A 19,211-nucleotide genomic window follows, 5' to 3' on the forward strand; every position below is an offset into this window, starting at 1 on the left:
TGCAGATCCTTGGCAATTCAGGAAATATGGGCCAGCAGCCATTCCCGTAAATCCTGATCCTCCAAAGCATATACACCCCGCGACGGGCGCCAGATCAGGCTTTTGTCGCGCAGGTCATCAAGCGCATTCTGGATTTGCGACTGCCCTACATCATGGTCAGTCATGCGTTTCACCGCCGCATAGGTGACCGGTGTGAACGGCGCAAAGTCGCTGCCCCGGTCGATCAGCACGCGAAGAACGGCACGCTGCACATCGGTCAGTCGTCCGAAATCGCTTTCATGCTGTTGCCAGACCAGCGCCCGCAAGGCATCGGCGCGGTCACGGATCGTCTGGCGCAAACCGGCACTTCCGGCGGTGCCCAATGCGTGATCCCGGATGACCTGGGTCAGCTTTTCGGGCCGGTATCCCAGCAACTTGAATGCGGCCTCCACATCGTCGCGGTCCAACTTGTTATCATCCGCCAGCTTTGGGTTGATATGGTCCACCAAGGCATCCACATAGCTCCGGTCGAGCCGTGGAAAATCTGCAACTTGCGCGCCAAAGAACGGCGCCTTGCTGGTCAGCGTCAGCCCGGCCAGCTTGTCCCGATGGGACCCCGTGAACACCAGATAAAGCCGTGTGCTGTCAGGCGTTTGGTTCATGGCGTCGCGGGCCGCTTTCAAGGCGAACATCGCATGCATCCCAGTGGGGGATGACAGGGCATGTTGCGCCTCATCGACGATGAAAACCACATCCGCGGCGGCCCGTTTTCCGATCTCTGCCAGAGCATCGGCCAAGGTGGCTGACCGCGCGCCATCCGCCTGTTTCAGGTCAATGCGGAACCCGGCAACGGTCAGCGTCTTGAACGGTAAGGCCCCGAGCAACCTGGTGCGGCGATCACCGAGGGCGTCAAGCTCCTGGGCTAAAACATTCGCGATCAACTCCCCAGGATCCGCTTGTGGATCTGCCCACAGATCCACATAAATGGGGTACAGGCCGCGGTCCCGCAGATGGGGCATCAGATCGCCGCGCAGGAAACTGCTTTTACCGGTGCGCCGGGGTGCAGCAAGAAACAGGCCAGCAGGCGTGCCCATGATGGGATCAGGGGACAGCCGGTCCGCCATGGTTTGCGCCAATGCATCGCGCGGGGCATAGAAAATATCCATTATCCCAAATTATTGCAGCTGCGATAAATTATTCAAGGCAAAATAATTGAAGGTAAATCCCATATCTGGGATCTTGCAAATCCGATATCGAGTCTTTAAATGAGGTCAGGAGAGGTTGGCGCGGGCGAGCACCTCGCCAACCCGGTCAGGTCCGGAAGGAAGCAGCCGTAACGAGCCCCGCTTGGGTCGTTGTCCAGCCTCTCACCTATTCTCTTTGCCATACGTAGTCCGGTAGTCGTCGTCGATTTGACAATCACCGCACGCGACCTTGCAAAAAACTGCAAATCTAACCCGCACAATACGGTTAGGATCAAAGCGGCCCACCCAAAACCTGTCTAACTGCTTCCCGAAAATAACCCGGGAGGTTCTCCATGTTTGATCCGGATCACACGCTGCGCGATACCAAACAGACCGAAACGAATACGATACCGGTCATTTCGGTACGACATCTCAACCTGTGGTATGGTGACAAACAGGCGCTGAAAGACGTGTCGTTCGACGTCCGACCCCGCGAAATCCTAGCCTTGATCGGGCCGTCGGGATGCGGCAAGACAACTGCACTGAAATGTCTGAACCGTATGCATGACGACACACGCGGTGCCCGGATCACCGGGCAGATCATGATGGATGGGGTCGATATCAACGGGCGCGGAATCGATCCACCGATCCATCGCCGCCGGTTTGGCTGGGTGGCGCAAAAGCCAAACCCCTTTGTCGGCAGCGTCTATGGAAACACAGCATACGGCGCGCGCATCCGCGGCATCGTCCAAGGCAAGACAGCGATGGATGCGCATGTGGAAAACTGCCTGCGCCGCGCGGAATTATGGAATGAGGTGAAAGACATATTACACACAAAAAGTGGGACAGATCTGTCCGGCGGGCAGCAGCAACGACTTTGCATTGCGCGCGCCTTATCGACCGAACCGGATGTCCTTTTGATGGATGAGCCGACGGGCTCGATCGATCCGATCGCCACCGCACATGTCGAAGACCTGATGCTAGACCTGGCGCGGGACCATACCGTGATCGTCATCACCCATTCGATGATGCAGGCCAGGCGCATCGCCGACCGGGTGGCCTACTTCCACCTGGGAGAGTTGCTGGAAGTTGGGCCTACGGAACAGATTTTTAAGGCCGCTAAAACAAGCCAGACGCAACAGTTCATCGCGGGGCGCACGGGGTAAAACCCCGCGCAGCAAACCGTCATTAACCGTCCATTAATCCTGCACTTACAAAGAGTTAAGTTAACCTTACATAAGGATATTTGAGCGGGAATTTGCCAGTTTCAGTAGTATACCCGACCTGACGCTGACGTCATTCAGACTTTGATAACCACGACCGGCGACCTTGTCCGTGCAACCAATTGAGGAGGCAGCCACCACTCACAGTGTTCTCTCTCAACGGGCGTCCTGTCCGACCGGCTCACACTGGACAGGACGCCCGGCTTTCACTGTACCCGTGAGCTACATCAGCCCTGCATTGGCAAAGAGCGCCTTGAGGTCGGCCTCGGGTCGCGGGCCGATATGGCCGATCACCTCTGCCGCAGCGACACATCCCATCCGACCGCATGACGCCATGTCGCGCCCATGGGAAAAGCCATAAAGGAACCCAGCCGCAAACTGATCACCGGCCCCGGTGGCATCAACGGGCGTCACCCGGTGCACCGGGACAGTCATGCGGTCCCCGTCCGACAGCAGGATGACATCGTCACCCGACCGCGTGCAGACCACCGTCTGGCAGACGGCAGAGGCCTGTTTTAGCGCATCATCCAGATCGTCGGTTTCATACATCGACAGCCATTCCGCCTCGTTCCCGATGACGTAATCCATGACATCCGTGACCAAGCGCCGGAAATCGGCTCGGTGCCTGTCGACGCAAAACGGGTCGCTCAACGTGATCCCAGCACGCCCGCCGGATTGCTTGCAAAGGTTCGATGCCGTCTCGAACGCAGCCTTCCCCTTGTCCTTGTCGAACAGATACCCTTCGAGGAAGACGATGTCGGTATCGCCTGCCACCTCACTCGGTACATCATCGGGGCTGACATCCGACGAGATCCCCAGATAGGTGTTCATCGACCGCTCCCCATCGGGGGAGACAAAGATCATGCTCCGCGATGTCGGCAGATCAGCGCCCGCAACCGGCGGGTTCACAAAGGCGGTGCCGTCCGCCTCCATGCTTTCGGCGTAGAACTTGCCCAACGCATCGTCGCGGACCCGACCAATGAAACCGGTGCGTAGGCCCAGATTGCCCAGGCCCGCCAGGGTATTGGCCACAGATCCGCCGGGAAGCTGGCTGCGGCTCTCCATGGCTGCATACAGCGTTTCGGCACGATCCCGTTCGACCAGTTGCATGATGCCCTTCTCGATCCCCATCAAATCCAGAAAGCTGTCATCGGAGGGGCTGATCACATCGACAACGGCATTGCCGATCCCAACGACCTGAAACTTTTTCATAGGGTCTTTTCCTCAAATGCGCACAGATCTCGGATCAGGCAGGTGGAACACATCGGTTTGCGGGCCTTGCAATGGTAGCGGCCATGCAGGATCAACCAGTGATGGGCGTGGTGTTGGAAATCAGCCGGAATGTGATCTTCAATGGCGCGCTCAACCGCGACCACATCCTTGCCGATGGCAATCCCGGTTCGGTTGCCAACGCGGAAGATATGCGTATCGACCGCCTGGGTCGGCATGCCCCACCACATATTTAGCACAACATTGGCCGTCTTGCGTCCGACTCCCGGCAGGCTTTCGAGCGCCGCACGGGAATTAGGGACCTCGCCACCGTAATTCTCAACCAGAATGCGGCTCAGCTTGATGACGTTCTTGGCCTTGTTGCGGTACAGGCCGATGGTTTTGATATGACCGATCAAGGCCTCTTCGCCCAGATCCAGCATCTTTTGCGGAGTATCGGCAATCGCAAACAGGGCGCGGGTGGCTTTATTGACGCCTTTGTCCGTCGCCTGCGCCGACAACGCCACAGCCACGACAAGCGTGTAGGCATTCACATGTTCCAGCTCGCCCTGGGGTTCGGCATCCGCGGTCTGGAACCGGGTAAAAATCTCCCGCAGGGTCCCGTATGGCAATTGCTTTGGCATCTGGCGCGGTATGACCTTTGACGCCTCAACGGGCAAGCCCGGATTTCAGCACGAACCGGGTCGCAACAGCCGAGTACACCGCATAGGTTGGACGGCGAAGGGAGAGCCCCCATGACAAAGATGCAAGATATCGAGACGGATTATCATTACGGGGTCATGCGCCGTGCTTTGGATGTGATCGACGCTGCTGACGGCGAGGTGTCGCTGGAAACGCTGGCAGCCCAGATGCAGATGAGCCCCGCCCATTTCCAACGGCTGTTCAGTCAATGGGTTGGCGTCTCGCCCAAGCGTTACCAGCAATACCTGACGATTGGCCATGCCAAAGCGTTGCTGCGCGACCGCTACACAATGCTGGAGGCCGCAGATGAGGTTGGCCTTTCGGGCAGCGGTCGTCTGCATGACCTGTTTCTGCGGTGGGAAGCAATGAGCCCCGGTGCCTTCGCCCAGAAAGGTACAGGCCTGACGATCCACTATGGATGGTTCGACAGCCCCTTTGGCGAGGCGCTCGCCATGGGCACCGATCAGGGCCTGTGCGGCCTGGCCTTCAGCGCGGAATACGGGCGGGCGGCGACGATGGCCGACATGCAATCCCGCTGGCCCAACGCAACCTATGCCCAGGCCGCGGACCGGATCAAACCCTGGGTCGAAGCAACCTTTGCCCTGCGTGGCGAGGCACAGTTGCACATGATCGGCGCGCCGTTTCAAATCAAGGTGTGGGAGGCGCTGTTATCCATCCCCTCGGGTCAGGTCACCACTTATTCCGAGATCGCAGGCGCCATCGGCCACCCGAAAGCCGTGCGCGCCGTGGGCACCGCCGTGGGACGCAACCCCGTCAGCTTCCTGATCCCCTGCCACCGCGCCATGCGTAAATCCGGCGGGCTAGGTGGCTATCATTGGGGTCTGCCCGTCAAACGCGCCATGTTGGCCTATGAATCTGCCCGTGCCGAGGCTGTCTGACAGCTCGGCGATATACCCCACCCGTGGCAGGAACTCGCCGACATTTGGACTGTTGATATTGGATAGCGGAGCGCTTTCGGGTCTATCTTGCGCCAAATCGCATAAACCAAGAGGCAGTCTCATGCGTTCACGTTTACCAATTTTCGCCACCCTGGCTGGGGCCGTTATCTTGGCCGGGTGCACGGATCCTGCAACCATCGGCAATGGCCAAAACAAGACACGTGATGGGGCCTTGCTAGGCGGCGCCATCGGTGCGGTCACCGGGATCATCGCGGGTGATGATGCTGAATCGCGTCGCAGAGGCGCGGCGATCGGGGGTGCGTTAGGGGCGGGTGTCGGCGCCGCCATCGGCAACCAGTTGGACAAGCAGGCCGCCGAGCTGGAACAGAACCTACAAGGCGACGGCGTGCGGATCGTGAATACCGGCGAACGCCTGATCGTGACGATGCCGCAAGATATCCTTTTTGCCACGGACAGTGCCCAGTTGCAGCCTGCCCTAAGGTCCGATTTGCTGATCTTGGCGCGTAGTCTGAACGATTATCCCAACACGTCGGTCGATATCGTGGGCCATACCGACAATACGGGCGAGGCTGGCTATAACCAGCAATTGTCTGCGCGGCGTGCGCAATCCGTATCATCCGTGTTGGTCAGCGGTGGCGTGAACGGCGGTCGCCTGCGCACCTATGGTCGGGGGGAAGATGCACCGATTGCCTCTAACCTGACCCCGGAGGGGCGCGCCCAGAACCGCCGGGTTGAGATCATCATCATCCCAAACAGCTAATAGGTTTGGACGGACCTTGGTCTTCCTTCGCTGAAACGAGGTCAGCCCGGACTTGAAAGTCCTCGCGCGAAGTGGTCAGATTAAGTGACCAATTCGCGCGGGTGACCATGCCTTTCCAAAAGATCGAGTCCGAAAAGCTGAGCGACGCTGTTGTGCGCCAGATCGAGGAACTGATTTTACGGGGTATCCTGCGCCCTGGTGAACGCTTGCCCGCCGAGCGGGAACTGGCGGAGCGTCTGGGCGTCTCTCGCCCTTCCCTGCGCGAAGCGATCTCAAACCTGCAAGAAATTGGCTTGCTGTCAACCAAGGCCGGATCCGGCGTGTTTGTGGCTGACGTTCTGGGGTCAGCTTTTGCACCTGCCTTGGTCAAGCTGTTCGCGACCCATGATGAAGCGGTTTTCGACTACCTTGATTTTCGCCGCGACATGGAAGGGCTGGCCGCCGCCCGCGCTGCGCGGTTGGGCAGCGACACCGACCTGAAACTGGTCGATGCGCTGTTTGAGCAGATGAAGGCGGCGCATCAAAAACGCAAACCAGATCATGAGGCGCAGCTGGATGCCGAGTTTCACATGGCTATCATTGAGGCCAGTCATAACGTGGTGATGCTGCACATGATGCGGTCGATCTATGATCTGCTGCGCGAAGGTGTGTTCTACAACCGGCAGGTTATGTTCAAACAGCGCACGACCCGGGACGCCTTGTTGGACCAGCACGGGCGGATCAACACGGCCTTGCAATCCCGGGACCCGGATGCTGCTCGTGCCGCGGTCGAGGCTCATTTGGATTTTGTCGAGATCGCGCTCAAGGATCAGATCAAAGCCGACCGCAACGAGGTGATCGCCCGACAGCGGCTCAGCAAGGTCGATGAACGTATTTGAGTTTCAGGTGCTTGGGATCCGTTAAGCAAGTTCGACAGGTTGGGGGCCAGCCCCCAAAAAAAACCCGGGATATTTTAGAACATATAATGGAGTGCCTGGCCAAAGCCACCGTCGGGCGGATTTCTACGCAAAAGCCCGACCAAATTGGCCGGGCTTTCAGAATTCCCATTGCAAAATGATGTTAGTGGAGCTTGGCACCGACATCTTTGATAGCCGCGTCTATTAAGGCGTTGCCATCGGTCTTGGACATATCCTTGGCCACGATATCCCCGGCAGCGGCGACCGCAACCGAAATGGCAGTGTCGCGCACCTCACGAATGGCCGAAGCTTCGGCAGAGGCAATTTGGTCTTCGGCGGCTTGCATCCGGCGGGCAATGGACGTTTCCAGGTCAACCTTAGCCTGATCCGCGGCCAGCTGCGCCTCTTCACGGGCCTGTGCCACGATGCGCTCTGATTGCTCCGCCACATCTTTTTGCTTGCGCTCGAAATCGGCAACGACCGTTTGGGCCTCTTCACGTAGCGCGCGCGCCTCGTCGAGATCCCGGCGGATATCGTCGGCACGTTTGTCGAGCAGGCCCGTCAGCATAGCCGGAACGTTGAAATAGACCAACACGCCAATGAACAGCAGGAACGCGATCAGCACCACGAAATCAGTATTGCCGAGGGAGAAGAAAGGACCCGATGCAGCCAAAGCCGGGCTGGCTGTCAAACCCAGTGCAATTGCGATCAGACGGGTCAATACGCACCACCTTTCAAACGGGCATCCACTGCCTTGGCAACTGCGGCGCTGTCCGCCTTGCCGCCTAAGGTTGCCACGATTTCCGCTGCGGTATCTTTGGCAACTTCGGCCACGCTGGACAGGGCGCTTTCGCGGATCTCGTTGATATGGGCCTCGCTTTCGCTGGACCGCGCCGCAATCTCGGCATCCGCCTTGGCGATTGCGTCGTTCAGATCAGCCTGGATCTCGGCCTTGGTCTCTGTCGCGATCTTCTGCGCCTCTGCCCGGGCATCAGCCAAGGCTTTCTTATAAGCATCCTCCGCCGCGACAGCCTTCAACTTTAACTCTTCAGCGGCGGCAATATCATTTGTTATCGTCCCGCTTCGCTCGGCCAGAACCGCCGCAATGCGAGGCAAGGCGGTGCGCGACAGAATGTAATAAATCGCCCCAAGAGAAACGATCAACCAGAAGATCTGGTTGGGAAAGGTCGAGAAATCCAGCTGCGGCATGCCCGCGCCGCTGGCCTCTGCTACGCTGTTTGCGTCGTCCGCCATTGCGTCCTCCTGAAACCTTTAAAATCACTGGACGGACCGCAAAGCCCGCCCAGCCGTAAGGATCAGCGTCTGTCTTAAACGGCAAACATCAGCAGCAAAGCGACGAGGAACGAGAAGATCCCCAAAGCTTCGGCAAATGCGATACCGATGAACAGCGTAGCGGTTTGCGCAGCGGCAGCCGACGGATTGCGCAGGGCACCCGCCAGGAAGTTACCGGCAACGTGGCCCACACCGATGGCAGCAGCGCCCGACCCGATTGCGGCCAGACCAGCACCGATGAATTGACCCATGTTTGCAATATCGCCTTCCATTGAGATGTCTCCTTACGGTTGGAAGTTTGTATGAGGTGGGTTTGCCGCCCACCGATCATTTAGTGATGCGGATGCAGCGCGTCCTTCAGGTACACGCATGTCAGGATGGTGAAGACGTACGCCTGGATGAAGGCCACCAGCACCTCAAGCGCGTAGAACGCGGTGATGCCCAGGATAGCCACGGGCGCAATCACAGCGCTGGCAGCAAAACCTGCAAACACCTTGATCACCGCGTGGCCCGCCATGATGTTGCCCGCCAAACGAATGGAATGACTAACGGGACGCACGAAATAGCTGATCACCTCAATGATCGCCAGAACAGGCCGCAACGGCAGCGGTGCGGAGGCAACCCAGAAAAGGCTCAAGAAACCTGCGCCGTTCCGAGCAAAGCCAACAACCGTCACGGTGATGAACACGGCCAGGGCCAATACTACGGTCACCGCGAAGTGGGAGGTTGTGGTAAAACTCATCGGGATCAGGCCCAGAAAATTGGCCAGCACGATAAACATGAACAATGTCATAATGTAGGGGAAGAATTTGACCGCATCCTTGCCCGCCACATCAACGACCATCTTATAGACGAAGCCATAGGCCAGTTCGGCAATGGATTGCCCACGTGTCGGGATTATCGCGCGCCCCTTCGTGGACATGACCAGCAACAAGAACACACATACAACCGCCAAGGCCATCCAAAGTGTTACGTTGGTGATAGAATACCACGCAACAGGACCGTCATTGAACAGGTTCTTGACCTCGAACTGGTCAAAGGGATGGATCTCGAAACCGCCTTCAGCTTTCTCTTCGTTCGCCATCTCTAATCCTTTTCGCCCTCGGTCGCATCTTTGTCCGTGATGGCACGATCCACCGCGTCCGACTGTATCTCCTGTGCCGTGCGCAGCATGACCCGCACCCCAGCCGCAAATCCCAGAAGCGTGAACAGCACCAGCAAGATCGGCAGCGTGCCAAACAGCACATCCAGTCCGTAGCCAATACTGAAACCGATCAAAAGACCGGCCACCAGTTCCGTCACCATCCGCCAGCCGGCTTGCGCCTGGGAATAATGCTCATCTGCCCTCGGTTGCGGAGCCTGTGTCTCTTTTAGCGCGTCAATGCGATCTTCCAGTTTCCTCAACCGGTCAGCATCGTGCGGATCAGACATAGGCCACCCCCATGGACGGACGACGCGTACATTATGCAGCGGTAGCGTGGGTGTCAACGACCCTCTCTGCCAGTCAAGCCATTGATAGCATTGAAATTTATTTCTCACCCGTTCAGGTCTCGCCGTCGCAGATGCCAAGAGGCAAATTCAACCAACTGGTTGACGATTACTGTAGCTCGACGCTAAGCCGCCGCATGCCAACTACACTCGACACAGTTTTTGCCGCTTTGGCCGACCCGACCCGTCGTGCGATCCTGGGGATGCTGTTGGAAGATGACATGGCCGTCACAGATGTGGCCGACCCGTTTGAGATGTCACTGGCTGCCATCTCAAAGCATCTGAGCATTCTCACCCGCGCAGGACTGATCACGCAGGAAAAGCGAGGTCGCGTCAAATGGTGCAAGCTAGAGCCCGATGCGATGCGGGACGCCTCGATCTGGATGCAGGGTTTTGGCCAGTTCGAGGCGGTAAATCTCGACGCTTTCGAACGTTTCTTGGAAACCGAGTTGGAGCCGCTCACCACTCCCGCGCCTGCTCCTTCAAATACTTGACCAATGTCTGGACCTTCGCCGTCCGGTGCAAATCGACATGGGTGACCAGCCAAACCTGGACCGACCATTCAGGCCGGGGTTCGATCATCTGAACAATTTCGGGGCGGATATCAGCCTCATAGCAAGGTAAAAACCCGATCCCGGCCCCGTGAAGCACAGCATCCTCGGCCGCCCGCAATTGCGAGGCGCGAAAGACGATCCGTTCCTGCGGGATCGTTCGCTCAAGCCATTGGAAAAACGGCGCGCGGCTCATCCGATCCTCTGACCCGATAAACCGGTGTTTGGACCATTGCCCTTCGACAAGGCTGCCTTGCTGCTGGACGTAGTTTTGCGTGGCGCAAAGCGTAAAATGCTGCGTGAAGAAAGACTGAACCACGTTGTCGGGTTCCTGGGGTTGGTTGCCGGCGCGGATCGCCACGTGCGCTTCACCATATTCCAGCCGCAAGACGCGCTCGTCGGTGACAAACCGGATCCGCACTTCGGGGTGGGCTTCCTGAAACGCCACCAGGATGGGCGTCAAACGCGGGGACATGATCGGCAGGCTGGTGATGATCAATTCACCGGTGACATCCGACCCAAGCCCTTTGATCCGACCCGCCAATTGGGAAAACTGATCATCTGTGGCTTGGGCGACCAGCAAAAGATCGTCGCCCGCTTCGGTTGGGGTATAGCCGCGCGCATGCCGCTGGAACAGTTTCGTTCCCAGCCGCCCCTCTAACGCATCGATATGGCGGATCACGGTTGCGTGATGGACACCCAGAACCTCAGCCGCGCCTGAAACTGTTCCAAGCCTGGCCACGTGGTACGCCGTTCTCACTTCGTCCCATGCATCCAAAGACATGGCTGTATTCCTTTTAATTCTCTTGCCCGAATGTCCGCCTTAGGTAAGCATGCGCCTCGCAGATTAAATGGCACGGTGTCACGCAAAGTTCAGAGGTCGTGATAAGTGCGCCAGTGCACACGTTCTGTAAATCTATGCGTGTTTTGTTTTTTTATGCCTTGGCTAGCTTAAGGTCAATAAGTGTTACTTTCAGCAGCCAAGGAGCATATGATGGCCACCAAAACCGTCCTTCGCCTGGACGCCTCTGCCCGCACGACCGGATCGGTCACACGGGACCTCACAGACCGGATTATCGATCGGCTGAACCCGGATTGCGTGATCCCGCGCGACCTGGCACATCCGCTTCCCCATATCGACGGCGATTGGATCGCCGCCAATTTCACCCCCTTCGCCGATCGCAGCCCGGCCCAGGTGGAAAAGCTGGCCCTGTCCGACTGTCTGGTCAAAGAGATCACCCACGCTGACACGCTTGTCATCGGTGCGCCCGTCTACAATTTCGGGGTGCCTGCCGCGCTGAAAGCCTGGATTGACTTGATCGCGCGCCCCGGCGTCACGTTCGAGTATTCTGATGCCGGGCCCGTCGGCCTCCTGCAGAACAAGCGCGCCATTATCGCCATGGCCTCTGGCGGCACCGCCATCGGCTCAAAGGCGGACTATGCCAGCGCCTATTTACACCATGTCATGGGCTTCATCGGCATCACAGACGTCGAACTTGTCACCGCCGATCAGGTGATGGTCGATGCAGACCGCGCCCTGGCACAGGCCAGCGATCAGGTGCAGCGACTGGCCGCCTAACCGCCGCGCGGCAGGATCGCACCCAATGAATGCCCGCCCACCAGGTGCATGTGCATATGCGGCACTTCCTGGTTGGCGGCCGGACCGGCATTCGACAGGAGCCGGTAACCTTCATGACCGTCGACAGGGCAGACATTCTCCGTCTGACAAATCCTGCCCAGAGCGCGAGTGAAATCAACGATTTCCACCGGATCCGCCTCGGCTGCAAAGTGGTCAAAACTGACATATGCTCCCTTCGGGATCACGAGCACATGGACCGGGGCATGCGGTTGAATATCGCGAAAGGCCAAGCTGTGCTCCGTCTCCAGCACCGTATCATTCGGGATCTCGCCCCGCAGGATCTTGGCGAAGATATTCTGATCGTCATAGTCATAAGACATGGGCGGAGCCTTCCCAATCGCTCAATTGCCAACGGCCCCTTACCGGCCCTCCCTCTTATGAGCGCGATCTCCACAAGTTCGCAAGGGGCATACGTGGCATGGATCAACCTGTCTGTGCCAAGTCGGCTGCCGTGTGATCTGCCATCACAGCCTGCTGCTGGGTCATCACGTCCAAACCAGTCAAAAGGTGTGGCGGCCCCTTGCGGTAAAGATCCAGCAACCCCGGCCGTAACGCGACCGCAGCACTTTCCGCCTCACTGACAAAGAATTCCGGACGTTTCATCAACATGGCATGGTCCAGCGCCCGGGCCTCCGTGGCCGTCACGGTGAAAGTCGGCGATTTCGGCACGACTTGAAACCCTGGCACCAGATGCCGTGTCAGGGTCTGAAAAACGGTCTCGGCTGGGTATGCGGTTGTGCGAAAAAATCGCTTTATATCGGGCCGGACCGCCATGAAATCCAAAATCCTCATCACACTGGCCCGCCGCAGACACCACCACGGGCTGCCCGCCATCATCTGCAAATCCGCTGGTGCAGTCCGCGTCAGGCCAAGCTTGCGCTGCCAGCCGACGCTGGATTGATAAAGCCTGGGCCACCGGAGCGGACTGATCACATGACGATACCGCAACCAATCCCCCTCTGACCCCAGAAGTGGACGACTTTCAACGAAATCGCGATCATCCGTGGCCAAAGCGGCACGGATATGTGCCGCCGGTTTGATCGGCACACAGGTCTCCGACATCAGGTAAAAATGGCTGGCATCGGGGAACTGCGCCAAACCGACCCGTGCGGCGTGGATCGTCGCCCGAACCATCGACCAGTCCCGGCGGTCACCGATCATCCGGCGGGTCGACACGACCACGTTGGGGTAATCACCCAAGGTCTCTGCGATCCGCTTATGGTTGGAACGCGGCGCCGCACCATCATACTGCACTACGACACCATCGCCGGTGCCGGCCAGCGTCTTGGCCTGCGCAACCACCACATTCGTTGCTCCACCAGACACCAAAAGATAGGCGATCTGTGTCATGTGGGCCCCCTTCATATCCACACAATGATTTATGTCGCCAGGCGTAAACAGGATCTTAATTTTTCACCTATGCAGCCCAGCTTTGTCTTATGCGGCGCAACGGTTACCTAACAACGCATCACAACCGCTTCGATGCACTCACAGGACAATCAATATCCCTACTGTATCTCAGTTACGCTGCAGGGTGGTATTTGTTCCCACAAGTTTAGTAAATTAGAAAAGAATATTAAAAATGGTCTGTGTAATTCGAGATGACAATACCACAAAGCCGCGCCCTTTGACGAGAGTCAATTATTAAAGTACTTAAAAATAGCATAACAGGTCCATGGCATCTTTTATGCCTCACTTTTCGATGCTTATTGCGCAAATATGCGAGCAATCACCGCAATATCAAACCTTCAATTGACAAAAATCTGCACAACAAACGGCTCTCGATATTAGGCAGCAGGTCGCCACAAGGCACCCGCGCGGCTTCGTCCGGGGGATGAATGTCGGTCATATTTTGACCTTGTTCCCGCCCCCGCAGGTGGGTTGGTGCCGGACGGCCCAATACAGCTCATCTCGGGATGCAACTTTTCCTTTCATCACATTGGAATACCGCGCAAATCAGAAATCATGGGGCAAAGCCTGCAACGCAAAAACAAAGATTTTTGGGGCAAATTGGGCCGAAATCAACCCAAAGCGCCCCACATCTCTAGGTTGTTCGATCAACAGTCTATCCACGTTGGTTTTCGCGAATCCAGCAAATGACACCCCAACCTCACCAGCGAAGACCTGCCAGCCCCACGGAAGGGTCCGTCGCCTAATTGGAGACAATCAAACGCTCATATATGAATTAGCCATCTTTAAGAAATTCGGCCTTCTTTTCGCCCCAAACCAACCTGAATTATGCCCGCCAAAGGCAGAAATGTGCCCACCATACCAGCAGCCAGTTGACAGATTAGTGATCAATTGGCCCATGGATAACAGACGTAAGGGAAACGGTGTGACAGCAATACAATCGATGGTGGAATTAATTTCCAAACACACGTCAATTGTGGGTTAACACCAGCTAAATTAATTTTGCGATAATGTGCATCGTTCTCAACGAGGGGCACATCGATCTGGAGAAGACTGCGATGGATAACTCACCAAGCAACTTTGAACCCGGCGTCGTTGATACGCCAGACGGCATGACAACCAGCGTTGGTCTCAATGGCCTTAATGGCGTTCCGGCCAAGGGGACGGGTCTCTCCGGTGCAGTGTTCCAAGCAGCTGACGGGTTGCGCCGCATTTCCGATGTCGATGACCTGATTGCAAACAACCAGGCGGATGCCACCTTTACAGCAAGCCAGATCTACTATGGCAGTCACAAATCGTCCTCAACCGTTGCAGATTTCCTCAATCGCGACGCAGGCAGCATTGATGGCAGCGGCGATGCAGAATTCGGGCCGACCGGTATGCTCTTGTCCGGGTACATTTACATCCCCGCCGGTGTTCATGAAATCTCTGTGATCTCCGACGATGGGTTCCGGCTCGAACTGGGCGGTGTGACATTTTCCGAATTCGCGTCAAACCGTGCGACTGCCGAAACGGCACGCACGGCTGAATTCGACGGGGGCCTCTACGAAATTGACCTGACCTACTACGATCAAGGCGGTGGCAAATCCTTGCGGGTTCTGATTGATGGGCTGCCCGTCGACCAAAGCGCGTATTATCAAACGGAAGCAGACTTCACCAACCCGCCAGCGGGTGTCGGCTCCGTCCCGGTGACCGACTATCACCCCGGGACCTTTGCCGGCGAGATCAGCGTCGATGGCGCGGCGGAGGGCAGCACCACGTCAGGCCGTGATCTGATCGAAGGCAAAGGCGGCGATGACGATCTCTCTGGCGGCGCAGGTGATGATGAGATCATCGGCAATTACGGGGATGACAAGCTGAATGGCGGTGACGGAAACGATGTAATCGATGGAGGTTACGGCTCTGACCTGCTTATCGGCGGCAAAGGCGACGACCTTCTGATCTCCCGCTCCGATGCCGGGGAGCAGCGGATTGGCCAGTTGGCCATCGGCAAGCCGACCCGCCAGGACCCCGACAACGAGGTTGATAACGATCTGCAAAAGCTCAAGGCCTATGCCGATCAGCCGCTGACCGGGGATGACATCATGGTGGGTGGTGAAGGCCGCGACACCTTCCTGATCCTTCCGCAGCTCAACGCCAAGCTCGACATCATCCAAAAGCATGTCCGGGTGGACGGCACCATCAACTGGGCCGGTGTCGCGGGCGAAAATAACGAACTGCACGATCACTGGGTCGACAGTTTCGGCATCGACGTGATCGCGGACTACAATGCCGAAGAGGATCACATCGCCGTCATCGGCCACACAGCCAATGTCACCGATGTGACCTATCGCGATGTCGATGGCGATGGGGATGAGGAAAGCATCGTCACTATCCTGTCGCTCCAGCATGGCGGCGGCGGCGCCCACACGATGGACCTGATCGGCCAGATCATCGTCCACGGTGACCGGGTCGAGGCAGACGACATCGAAACCGATAACGGCGTCACCTACGGCGTGGTCGAGAACTACGCCGATGTGGCCGAAGCGCTTTATCAGCCCGGCGACGAAAAGACCTCCATGGTGAACGGACAAGAGGTCAAGGGTTACGACACCCGCGACGCAAATGGCAATCTGGGCGGCGTCACCGGCGCTCCCGAGGATCATGTCGACAACCCCTATGCCGACCAGGTCACTTATGCCGATCCGTCGCAACCCGACCCTGTCGAGCTGACCCGCGAAGGGTTCGAACCGCTGGAAATGACCGAGGCGGAGGGCCGCACCTATCGCGGCGCCAACGGCAATGACATGATGGCCCAGAATGACGGCCCCGCCCCTGCGGGTCTGCCCGGCGCCTTGGGCTTTTGGTCTTTCGCTCAGGACCAGGACGGCCGCTTTGCCGATGGCCGCGGCGGCAATGACGCGATCGCCTACAGCCGCTACGAAAATCAGGCCCGCCTGAATACCGATGCCGATAGCGACGCCGCCCCCACGGGCCGCAATGGCTCTATCACTTTCGACGGCAAGAACGACTTTGCCTTCATCCACCACGACCCCGCCTTTGAGATCAGCCAAGGCACCATCGCCGTCTGGGTGCGCCCCGAAGATCCGACAGACAAGAGCATGTTCATCTCAAAGGATCAGTCCGGCAACGGCGATGGCGGTCACTTCCGCCTGGGCCAGCACAAGGATGGTGGCATCGTCCTGCGCATGGCCGAAGGTGACGGCGGCAGCAACCATACCTGGACCTCCACGCCCGGCGATCTGAAAGCCGGTGAATGGACCCATCTCGCGGTCAGCTTCACCGAAGATGGCGTGACCGTCTATGCTGATGGCAAGCCCATCCCCGCCTCGTCCTGGACCGTGCATGAAGGCGATGTCGCCTCCCCCAATGTCTACACCGAAGCCTTCCTCACCCAAAACGAAGAGCCCTGGGTCATCGGCGCCGACCAGCGCACGACCAAGAACAATGACAGCGCCCAGGAATTTGCCACCGATGCCCGCAACCTCGACAGCCCCTTCAAGGGTGAGATCGCGGATTTCGGCATCTGGGGGGGATCCGAAAAAGGCGACGCGCTCACCCAGGCTGAGATCAACGGCCTGATCAAGGATGGCCCAGGCGCGGCGCTGACCAACCCGTCTGGCCCGCAGGACATGCAGGCGGCCGATGACACCTTCTTTGGCGGACGCGGCAATGACACGATCGACGGTGGCGCAGGTGACGATGTCATCCACGGCCAATGGGGCAACGACAAGCTCTATGGCGGCTACGGCGACGACGAACTGCGCGGTGCGGGGGGCAACGACATCCTCGATGGCGGTCGCGGCTCTGACCTGCTGCTCGGCGGCAAGGGTGATGATACGCTGATCTCCCGCTCGGATGCGGGCGAACAGCGTATCGGCCAACTGGTTATCGGGGAGCCGTCCCGCGACTTCCCCGATCCGTCGGTCGACAACAAATATCTGAAATTGGTCGACTGGATCGACCAGCCGCTCGTGGCCGACGACGTTCTGGTCGGTGGCGAGGGCCGCGACCACTTCAAGTTCGAGACGTTGATCAACGGCAAGAAAGACATCCTGATCGACAACCTCAAAGATGACGGCCGCACCATCAATTGGCACAAGGTCGCCGGTGAAAACGCCCGCCTGCACGACCACTGGGTGGATGCGTTCGGGATCGATATCATCGCCGACTACAATGCCAAGGACGACAAGATTAGCGTCATTGGCCACACGACCCAGGTCAAAGTCGACTATCACAGCATCGACACGGACGGGAACGGCTTTGCCGACGACATGGTCTCGGTCATCACCGCCTATTCCCAGCAGGGTAATAACGGCGGCGCCCATGATGAGGACTACCTGGGCTACATCGTTGTCTATGGTGATCTCGTCGCAGAGGAAGACATCATTGTCGACGCCGGTGCTCATTATGGCATCGTCGAAAGCATCGATGACCTGCAAGAAGCCGTCGCACCCTCCGGCGACCTGCGCGAAGGTGAGCATTACGGCTATGACACCCGCGATGTCGATGGTGATCCGATCGGATCCCGGCCCGAGGATTTCACCTCCAACAAGTGGTTCAAGGAGGGCAAGGTCAACTTGGCCTCAGCCAATGATAAGGGCCTGAAAGCGCCGGACATCGTCGAATACGAAACCAACGGCTCGTTCGACGGCACCGCCGCAACCAAGATCGCCCATAGCAGCGACATGGCCTTGCGGGCAGGCACCTTCGCTTTCTCCTTCACGGCAGACGAGATCGTGAAAGGAGAGCCACAGGCGCTCCTCTCCAAAGACCATTCCGGCTACAAGGATGGCGGCCACCTCAACATCTATATCGACTGGGGCAGCAAGCTGGTGGTCCGCTACCAAAGCAAGGATGAAGATCGCTACCTCAAGTCCGATGAAAAGATCGAGGCGGGTGAACAGGTCAATGTCAGCTTCAGCTTCTCGCCCCAGGGCACCGTTCTCTACATCAACGGCAAGGCCCACGACATGGGTGAAGGCTTCCCACGCGGTATGCTCGACAATTCCGAGGATATGCTGGTCGGCGCGTCTTCCCACCGCCGATGGAAAGACGACGACAAGGCGGAATGGTTCTTCAAAGGCGATATCTCTGATCTCGTCGTCCTGGACCGCGCTGTCACCACGGTCGAAGCGTTGGTCCTGGCCGAGAATGACAATGACACGGCCGCCATGGTGGATCTTTTCCCCGACACGACGTTTGAACCACAGGTCATCAATGGCACCTCCAAGGCGGACACCCTGCGCGGTGGCGATGGCAATGACCGGATCAGCGGCAATAACGGCGATGATGACTTGGCCGGGCTCGGCGGGAACGACAAGGTCTACGGTGGCAACGGCAACGACGATGTCCGCGGCAATGACGGCGACGACATGGTCTATGGCGGCCGCGGCACGGATACCGTACGCGGTGGCGCCGGCAATGACCTGACCCGCGGCGGTGACGGCAACGACACCGTCTTCGGCGATGCGGGCAATGACCGCATCTACGGCGAAAAAGGCGATGACAAGCTCTTTGGCGGCGATGGCGATGACTGGCTCGCCGGTGCCTTCGGTATGGATGAATTGGAAGGCGGCGCCGGTTCCGATATCTTCCAGTTTGGCCGGATGGGCGATGCCCATGCCGATAAGGTGCTCGACTTCGTCAGCGGTGAAGACACGATTGCCCTCCGCTCTGCTGGCTTCGGTCAGACCGGTGATGTGGATTTGACCTTTGGCAAGCGCGCCGAAGGCACGGAGGCCCAGTTCATCTACACCGCCGAATGGGGCCGGCTGGTCTTTGACGCAGACGGCACCGGGGCGGGCAAATCCACCTTGGTCGCCACGTTCGAGCGCGGTTTGGAATTGACGGTAGACGATTTCGCCTTCGTCTGATCAACGAAACGACCCTTCAACTCAGAAGACATGGGCGGCTCCTCTGGCCGCCCATTTTCTTTGGTCGCCCTTATTCTCGTG

Annotated in this window: 18 protein-coding genes and 1 other RNA gene; 8 read left to right on the forward strand and 11 right to left on the reverse strand. The window is 58.2% G+C overall.

All coding sequences use genetic code 11. From position 1 onward, the window contains the following. Positions 1 to 17 precede the first annotated feature (17 nt). Positions 18 to 1,145, reverse strand: coding sequence for an ATP-binding protein (locus tag IU397_RS18175; RefSeq protein ID WP_204416501.1), 1,128 nt, complete (start codon positions 1,143 to 1,145; stop codon positions 18 to 20). Between the two features lie 108 nt (positions 1,146 to 1,253). Between IU397_RS18175 and ffs the strand changes: the two genes are divergently transcribed. Further along, positions 1,254 to 1,352, forward strand: an RNA gene (ffs, locus tag IU397_RS18180) — signal recognition particle sRNA small type. Positions 1,353 to 1,516: 164 nt separating this feature from the next. Beyond that, a complete protein-coding gene (locus IU397_RS18185) occupies positions 1,517 to 2,329 on the forward strand; it encodes a phosphate ABC transporter ATP-binding protein (protein WP_204416503.1) in 813 nt (270 codons plus the stop codon). Positions 2,330 to 2,608: 279 nt separating this feature from the next. On the opposite strand, the gene IU397_RS18190 is transcribed toward IU397_RS18185, so the two are convergent. Then, complete coding sequence (locus tag IU397_RS18190; RefSeq protein ID WP_204416504.1) at positions 2,609 to 3,598, reverse strand: adenosine kinase; 990 nt, start codon at positions 3,596 to 3,598, stop codon at positions 2,609 to 2,611. Next, positions 3,595 to 4,239: an endonuclease III gene (gene nth / locus IU397_RS18195; protein ID WP_204416506.1), complete on the reverse strand. Its 645-nt coding sequence runs from the start codon at positions 4,237 to 4,239 to the stop codon at positions 3,595 to 3,597. The genes IU397_RS18190 and nth overlap by 4 nt, the downstream gene beginning before the upstream one ends. A 111-nt stretch (positions 4,240 to 4,350) precedes the next feature. Here nth and IU397_RS18200 point away from each other — a divergent pair, with 111 nt between their 5' ends. From IU397_RS18200 to IU397_RS18210, 3 genes are all read left to right on the forward strand, one after another. Next, entirely contained in the window at positions 4,351 to 5,196 is an 846-nt protein-coding gene (locus IU397_RS18200) for a bifunctional helix-turn-helix domain-containing protein/methylated-DNA--[protein]-cysteine S-methyltransferase (RefSeq protein ID WP_239479909.1), read from the forward strand. Between the two features lie 121 nt (positions 5,197 to 5,317). Continuing rightward, positions 5,318 to 5,977 (forward strand): OmpA family protein, encoded by a 660-nt coding sequence (locus IU397_RS18205; RefSeq protein WP_204416508.1) that lies wholly within the window; start codon positions 5,318 to 5,320, stop codon positions 5,975 to 5,977. Between the two features lie 107 nt (positions 5,978 to 6,084). Beyond that, positions 6,085 to 6,855, forward strand: a complete 771-nt coding sequence (locus IU397_RS18210) for a FadR/GntR family transcriptional regulator (RefSeq protein WP_204416510.1) — start codon at positions 6,085 to 6,087, stop codon at positions 6,853 to 6,855. A 181-nt stretch (positions 6,856 to 7,036) separates the two neighbouring features. Here IU397_RS18210 and IU397_RS18215 read toward each other — a convergent pair whose 3' ends face one another. The 5 genes from IU397_RS18215 to IU397_RS18235 form a co-directional block, all read right to left on the reverse strand. After that, on the reverse strand, positions 7,037 to 7,594 hold the full coding sequence (locus tag IU397_RS18215; protein ID WP_204416512.1) for a F0F1 ATP synthase subunit B: 558 nt from the start codon (positions 7,592 to 7,594) through the stop codon (positions 7,037 to 7,039). Further along, positions 7,591 to 8,127 carry a F0F1 ATP synthase subunit B' gene (locus IU397_RS18220; protein ID WP_204416514.1) on the reverse strand — a complete coding sequence of 179 codons (537 nt, stop codon included), beginning with the start codon at positions 8,125 to 8,127 and terminating at the stop codon, positions 7,591 to 7,593. The genes IU397_RS18215 and IU397_RS18220 overlap by 4 nt, the downstream gene beginning before the upstream one ends. 74 nt (positions 8,128 to 8,201) lie before the next feature. Then, positions 8,202 to 8,438 carry a F0F1 ATP synthase subunit C gene (locus tag IU397_RS18225; RefSeq protein WP_204416516.1) on the reverse strand — a complete coding sequence of 79 codons (237 nt, stop codon included), beginning with the start codon at positions 8,436 to 8,438 and terminating at the stop codon, positions 8,202 to 8,204. Positions 8,439 to 8,497: 59 nt separating this feature from the next. After that, complete coding sequence (locus IU397_RS18230; RefSeq protein ID WP_204416518.1) at positions 8,498 to 9,250, reverse strand: F0F1 ATP synthase subunit A; 753 nt, start codon at positions 9,248 to 9,250, stop codon at positions 8,498 to 8,500. A gap of 2 nt (positions 9,251 to 9,252) precedes the next feature. Beyond that, the gene (locus IU397_RS18235) at positions 9,253 to 9,597 is read right to left on the reverse strand and encodes an AtpZ/AtpI family protein (RefSeq protein ID WP_204416520.1); all 345 of its coding nucleotides are present in this window, start codon (positions 9,595 to 9,597) and stop codon (positions 9,253 to 9,255) included. Positions 9,598 to 9,791: 194 nt separating this feature from the next. Between IU397_RS18235 and IU397_RS18240 the strand changes: the two genes are divergently transcribed. After that, the gene (locus tag IU397_RS18240; RefSeq protein ID WP_204416521.1) at positions 9,792 to 10,148 is read left to right on the forward strand and encodes a metalloregulator ArsR/SmtB family transcription factor; all 357 of its coding nucleotides are present in this window, start codon (positions 9,792 to 9,794) and stop codon (positions 10,146 to 10,148) included. Here IU397_RS18240 and IU397_RS18245 read toward each other — a convergent pair. Then, entirely contained in the window at positions 10,114 to 10,983 is an 870-nt protein-coding gene (locus IU397_RS18245) for a LysR family transcriptional regulator (protein ID WP_204416572.1), read from the reverse strand. The genes IU397_RS18240 and IU397_RS18245 overlap by 35 nt on opposite strands. A 213-nt stretch (positions 10,984 to 11,196) precedes the next feature. Between IU397_RS18245 and IU397_RS18250 the strand changes: the two genes are divergently transcribed. Continuing rightward, on the forward strand, positions 11,197 to 11,784 hold the full coding sequence (locus IU397_RS18250) for an FMN-dependent NADH-azoreductase (RefSeq protein ID WP_370541723.1): 588 nt from the start codon (positions 11,197 to 11,199) through the stop codon (positions 11,782 to 11,784). On the opposite strand, the gene IU397_RS18255 is transcribed toward IU397_RS18250, so the two are convergent. Together IU397_RS18255 and IU397_RS18260 are read right to left on the reverse strand one after the other, a co-directional pair. Beyond that, positions 11,781 to 12,164, reverse strand: coding sequence for an HIT domain-containing protein (locus IU397_RS18255; RefSeq protein WP_204416524.1), 384 nt, complete (start codon positions 12,162 to 12,164; stop codon positions 11,781 to 11,783). The genes IU397_RS18250 and IU397_RS18255 overlap by 4 nt on opposite strands. 103 nt (positions 12,165 to 12,267) lie before the next feature. Then, a complete protein-coding gene (locus IU397_RS18260; RefSeq protein ID WP_204416526.1) occupies positions 12,268 to 13,194 on the reverse strand; it encodes a beta-1,6-N-acetylglucosaminyltransferase in 927 nt (308 codons plus the stop codon). 1,118 nt (positions 13,195 to 14,312) lie between these two features. Between IU397_RS18260 and IU397_RS18265 the strand changes: the two genes are divergently transcribed. After that, entirely contained in the window at positions 14,313 to 19,130 is a 4,818-nt protein-coding gene (locus IU397_RS18265; protein WP_239479910.1) for a LamG-like jellyroll fold domain-containing protein, read from the forward strand. Positions 19,131 to 19,211: the final 81 nt, after the last annotated feature.

The sequence above is a fragment of the Actibacterium sp. 188UL27-1 genome, from assembly GCF_016901225.1.
GTDB lineage: Bacteria > Pseudomonadota > Alphaproteobacteria > Rhodobacterales > Rhodobacteraceae > 188UL27-1.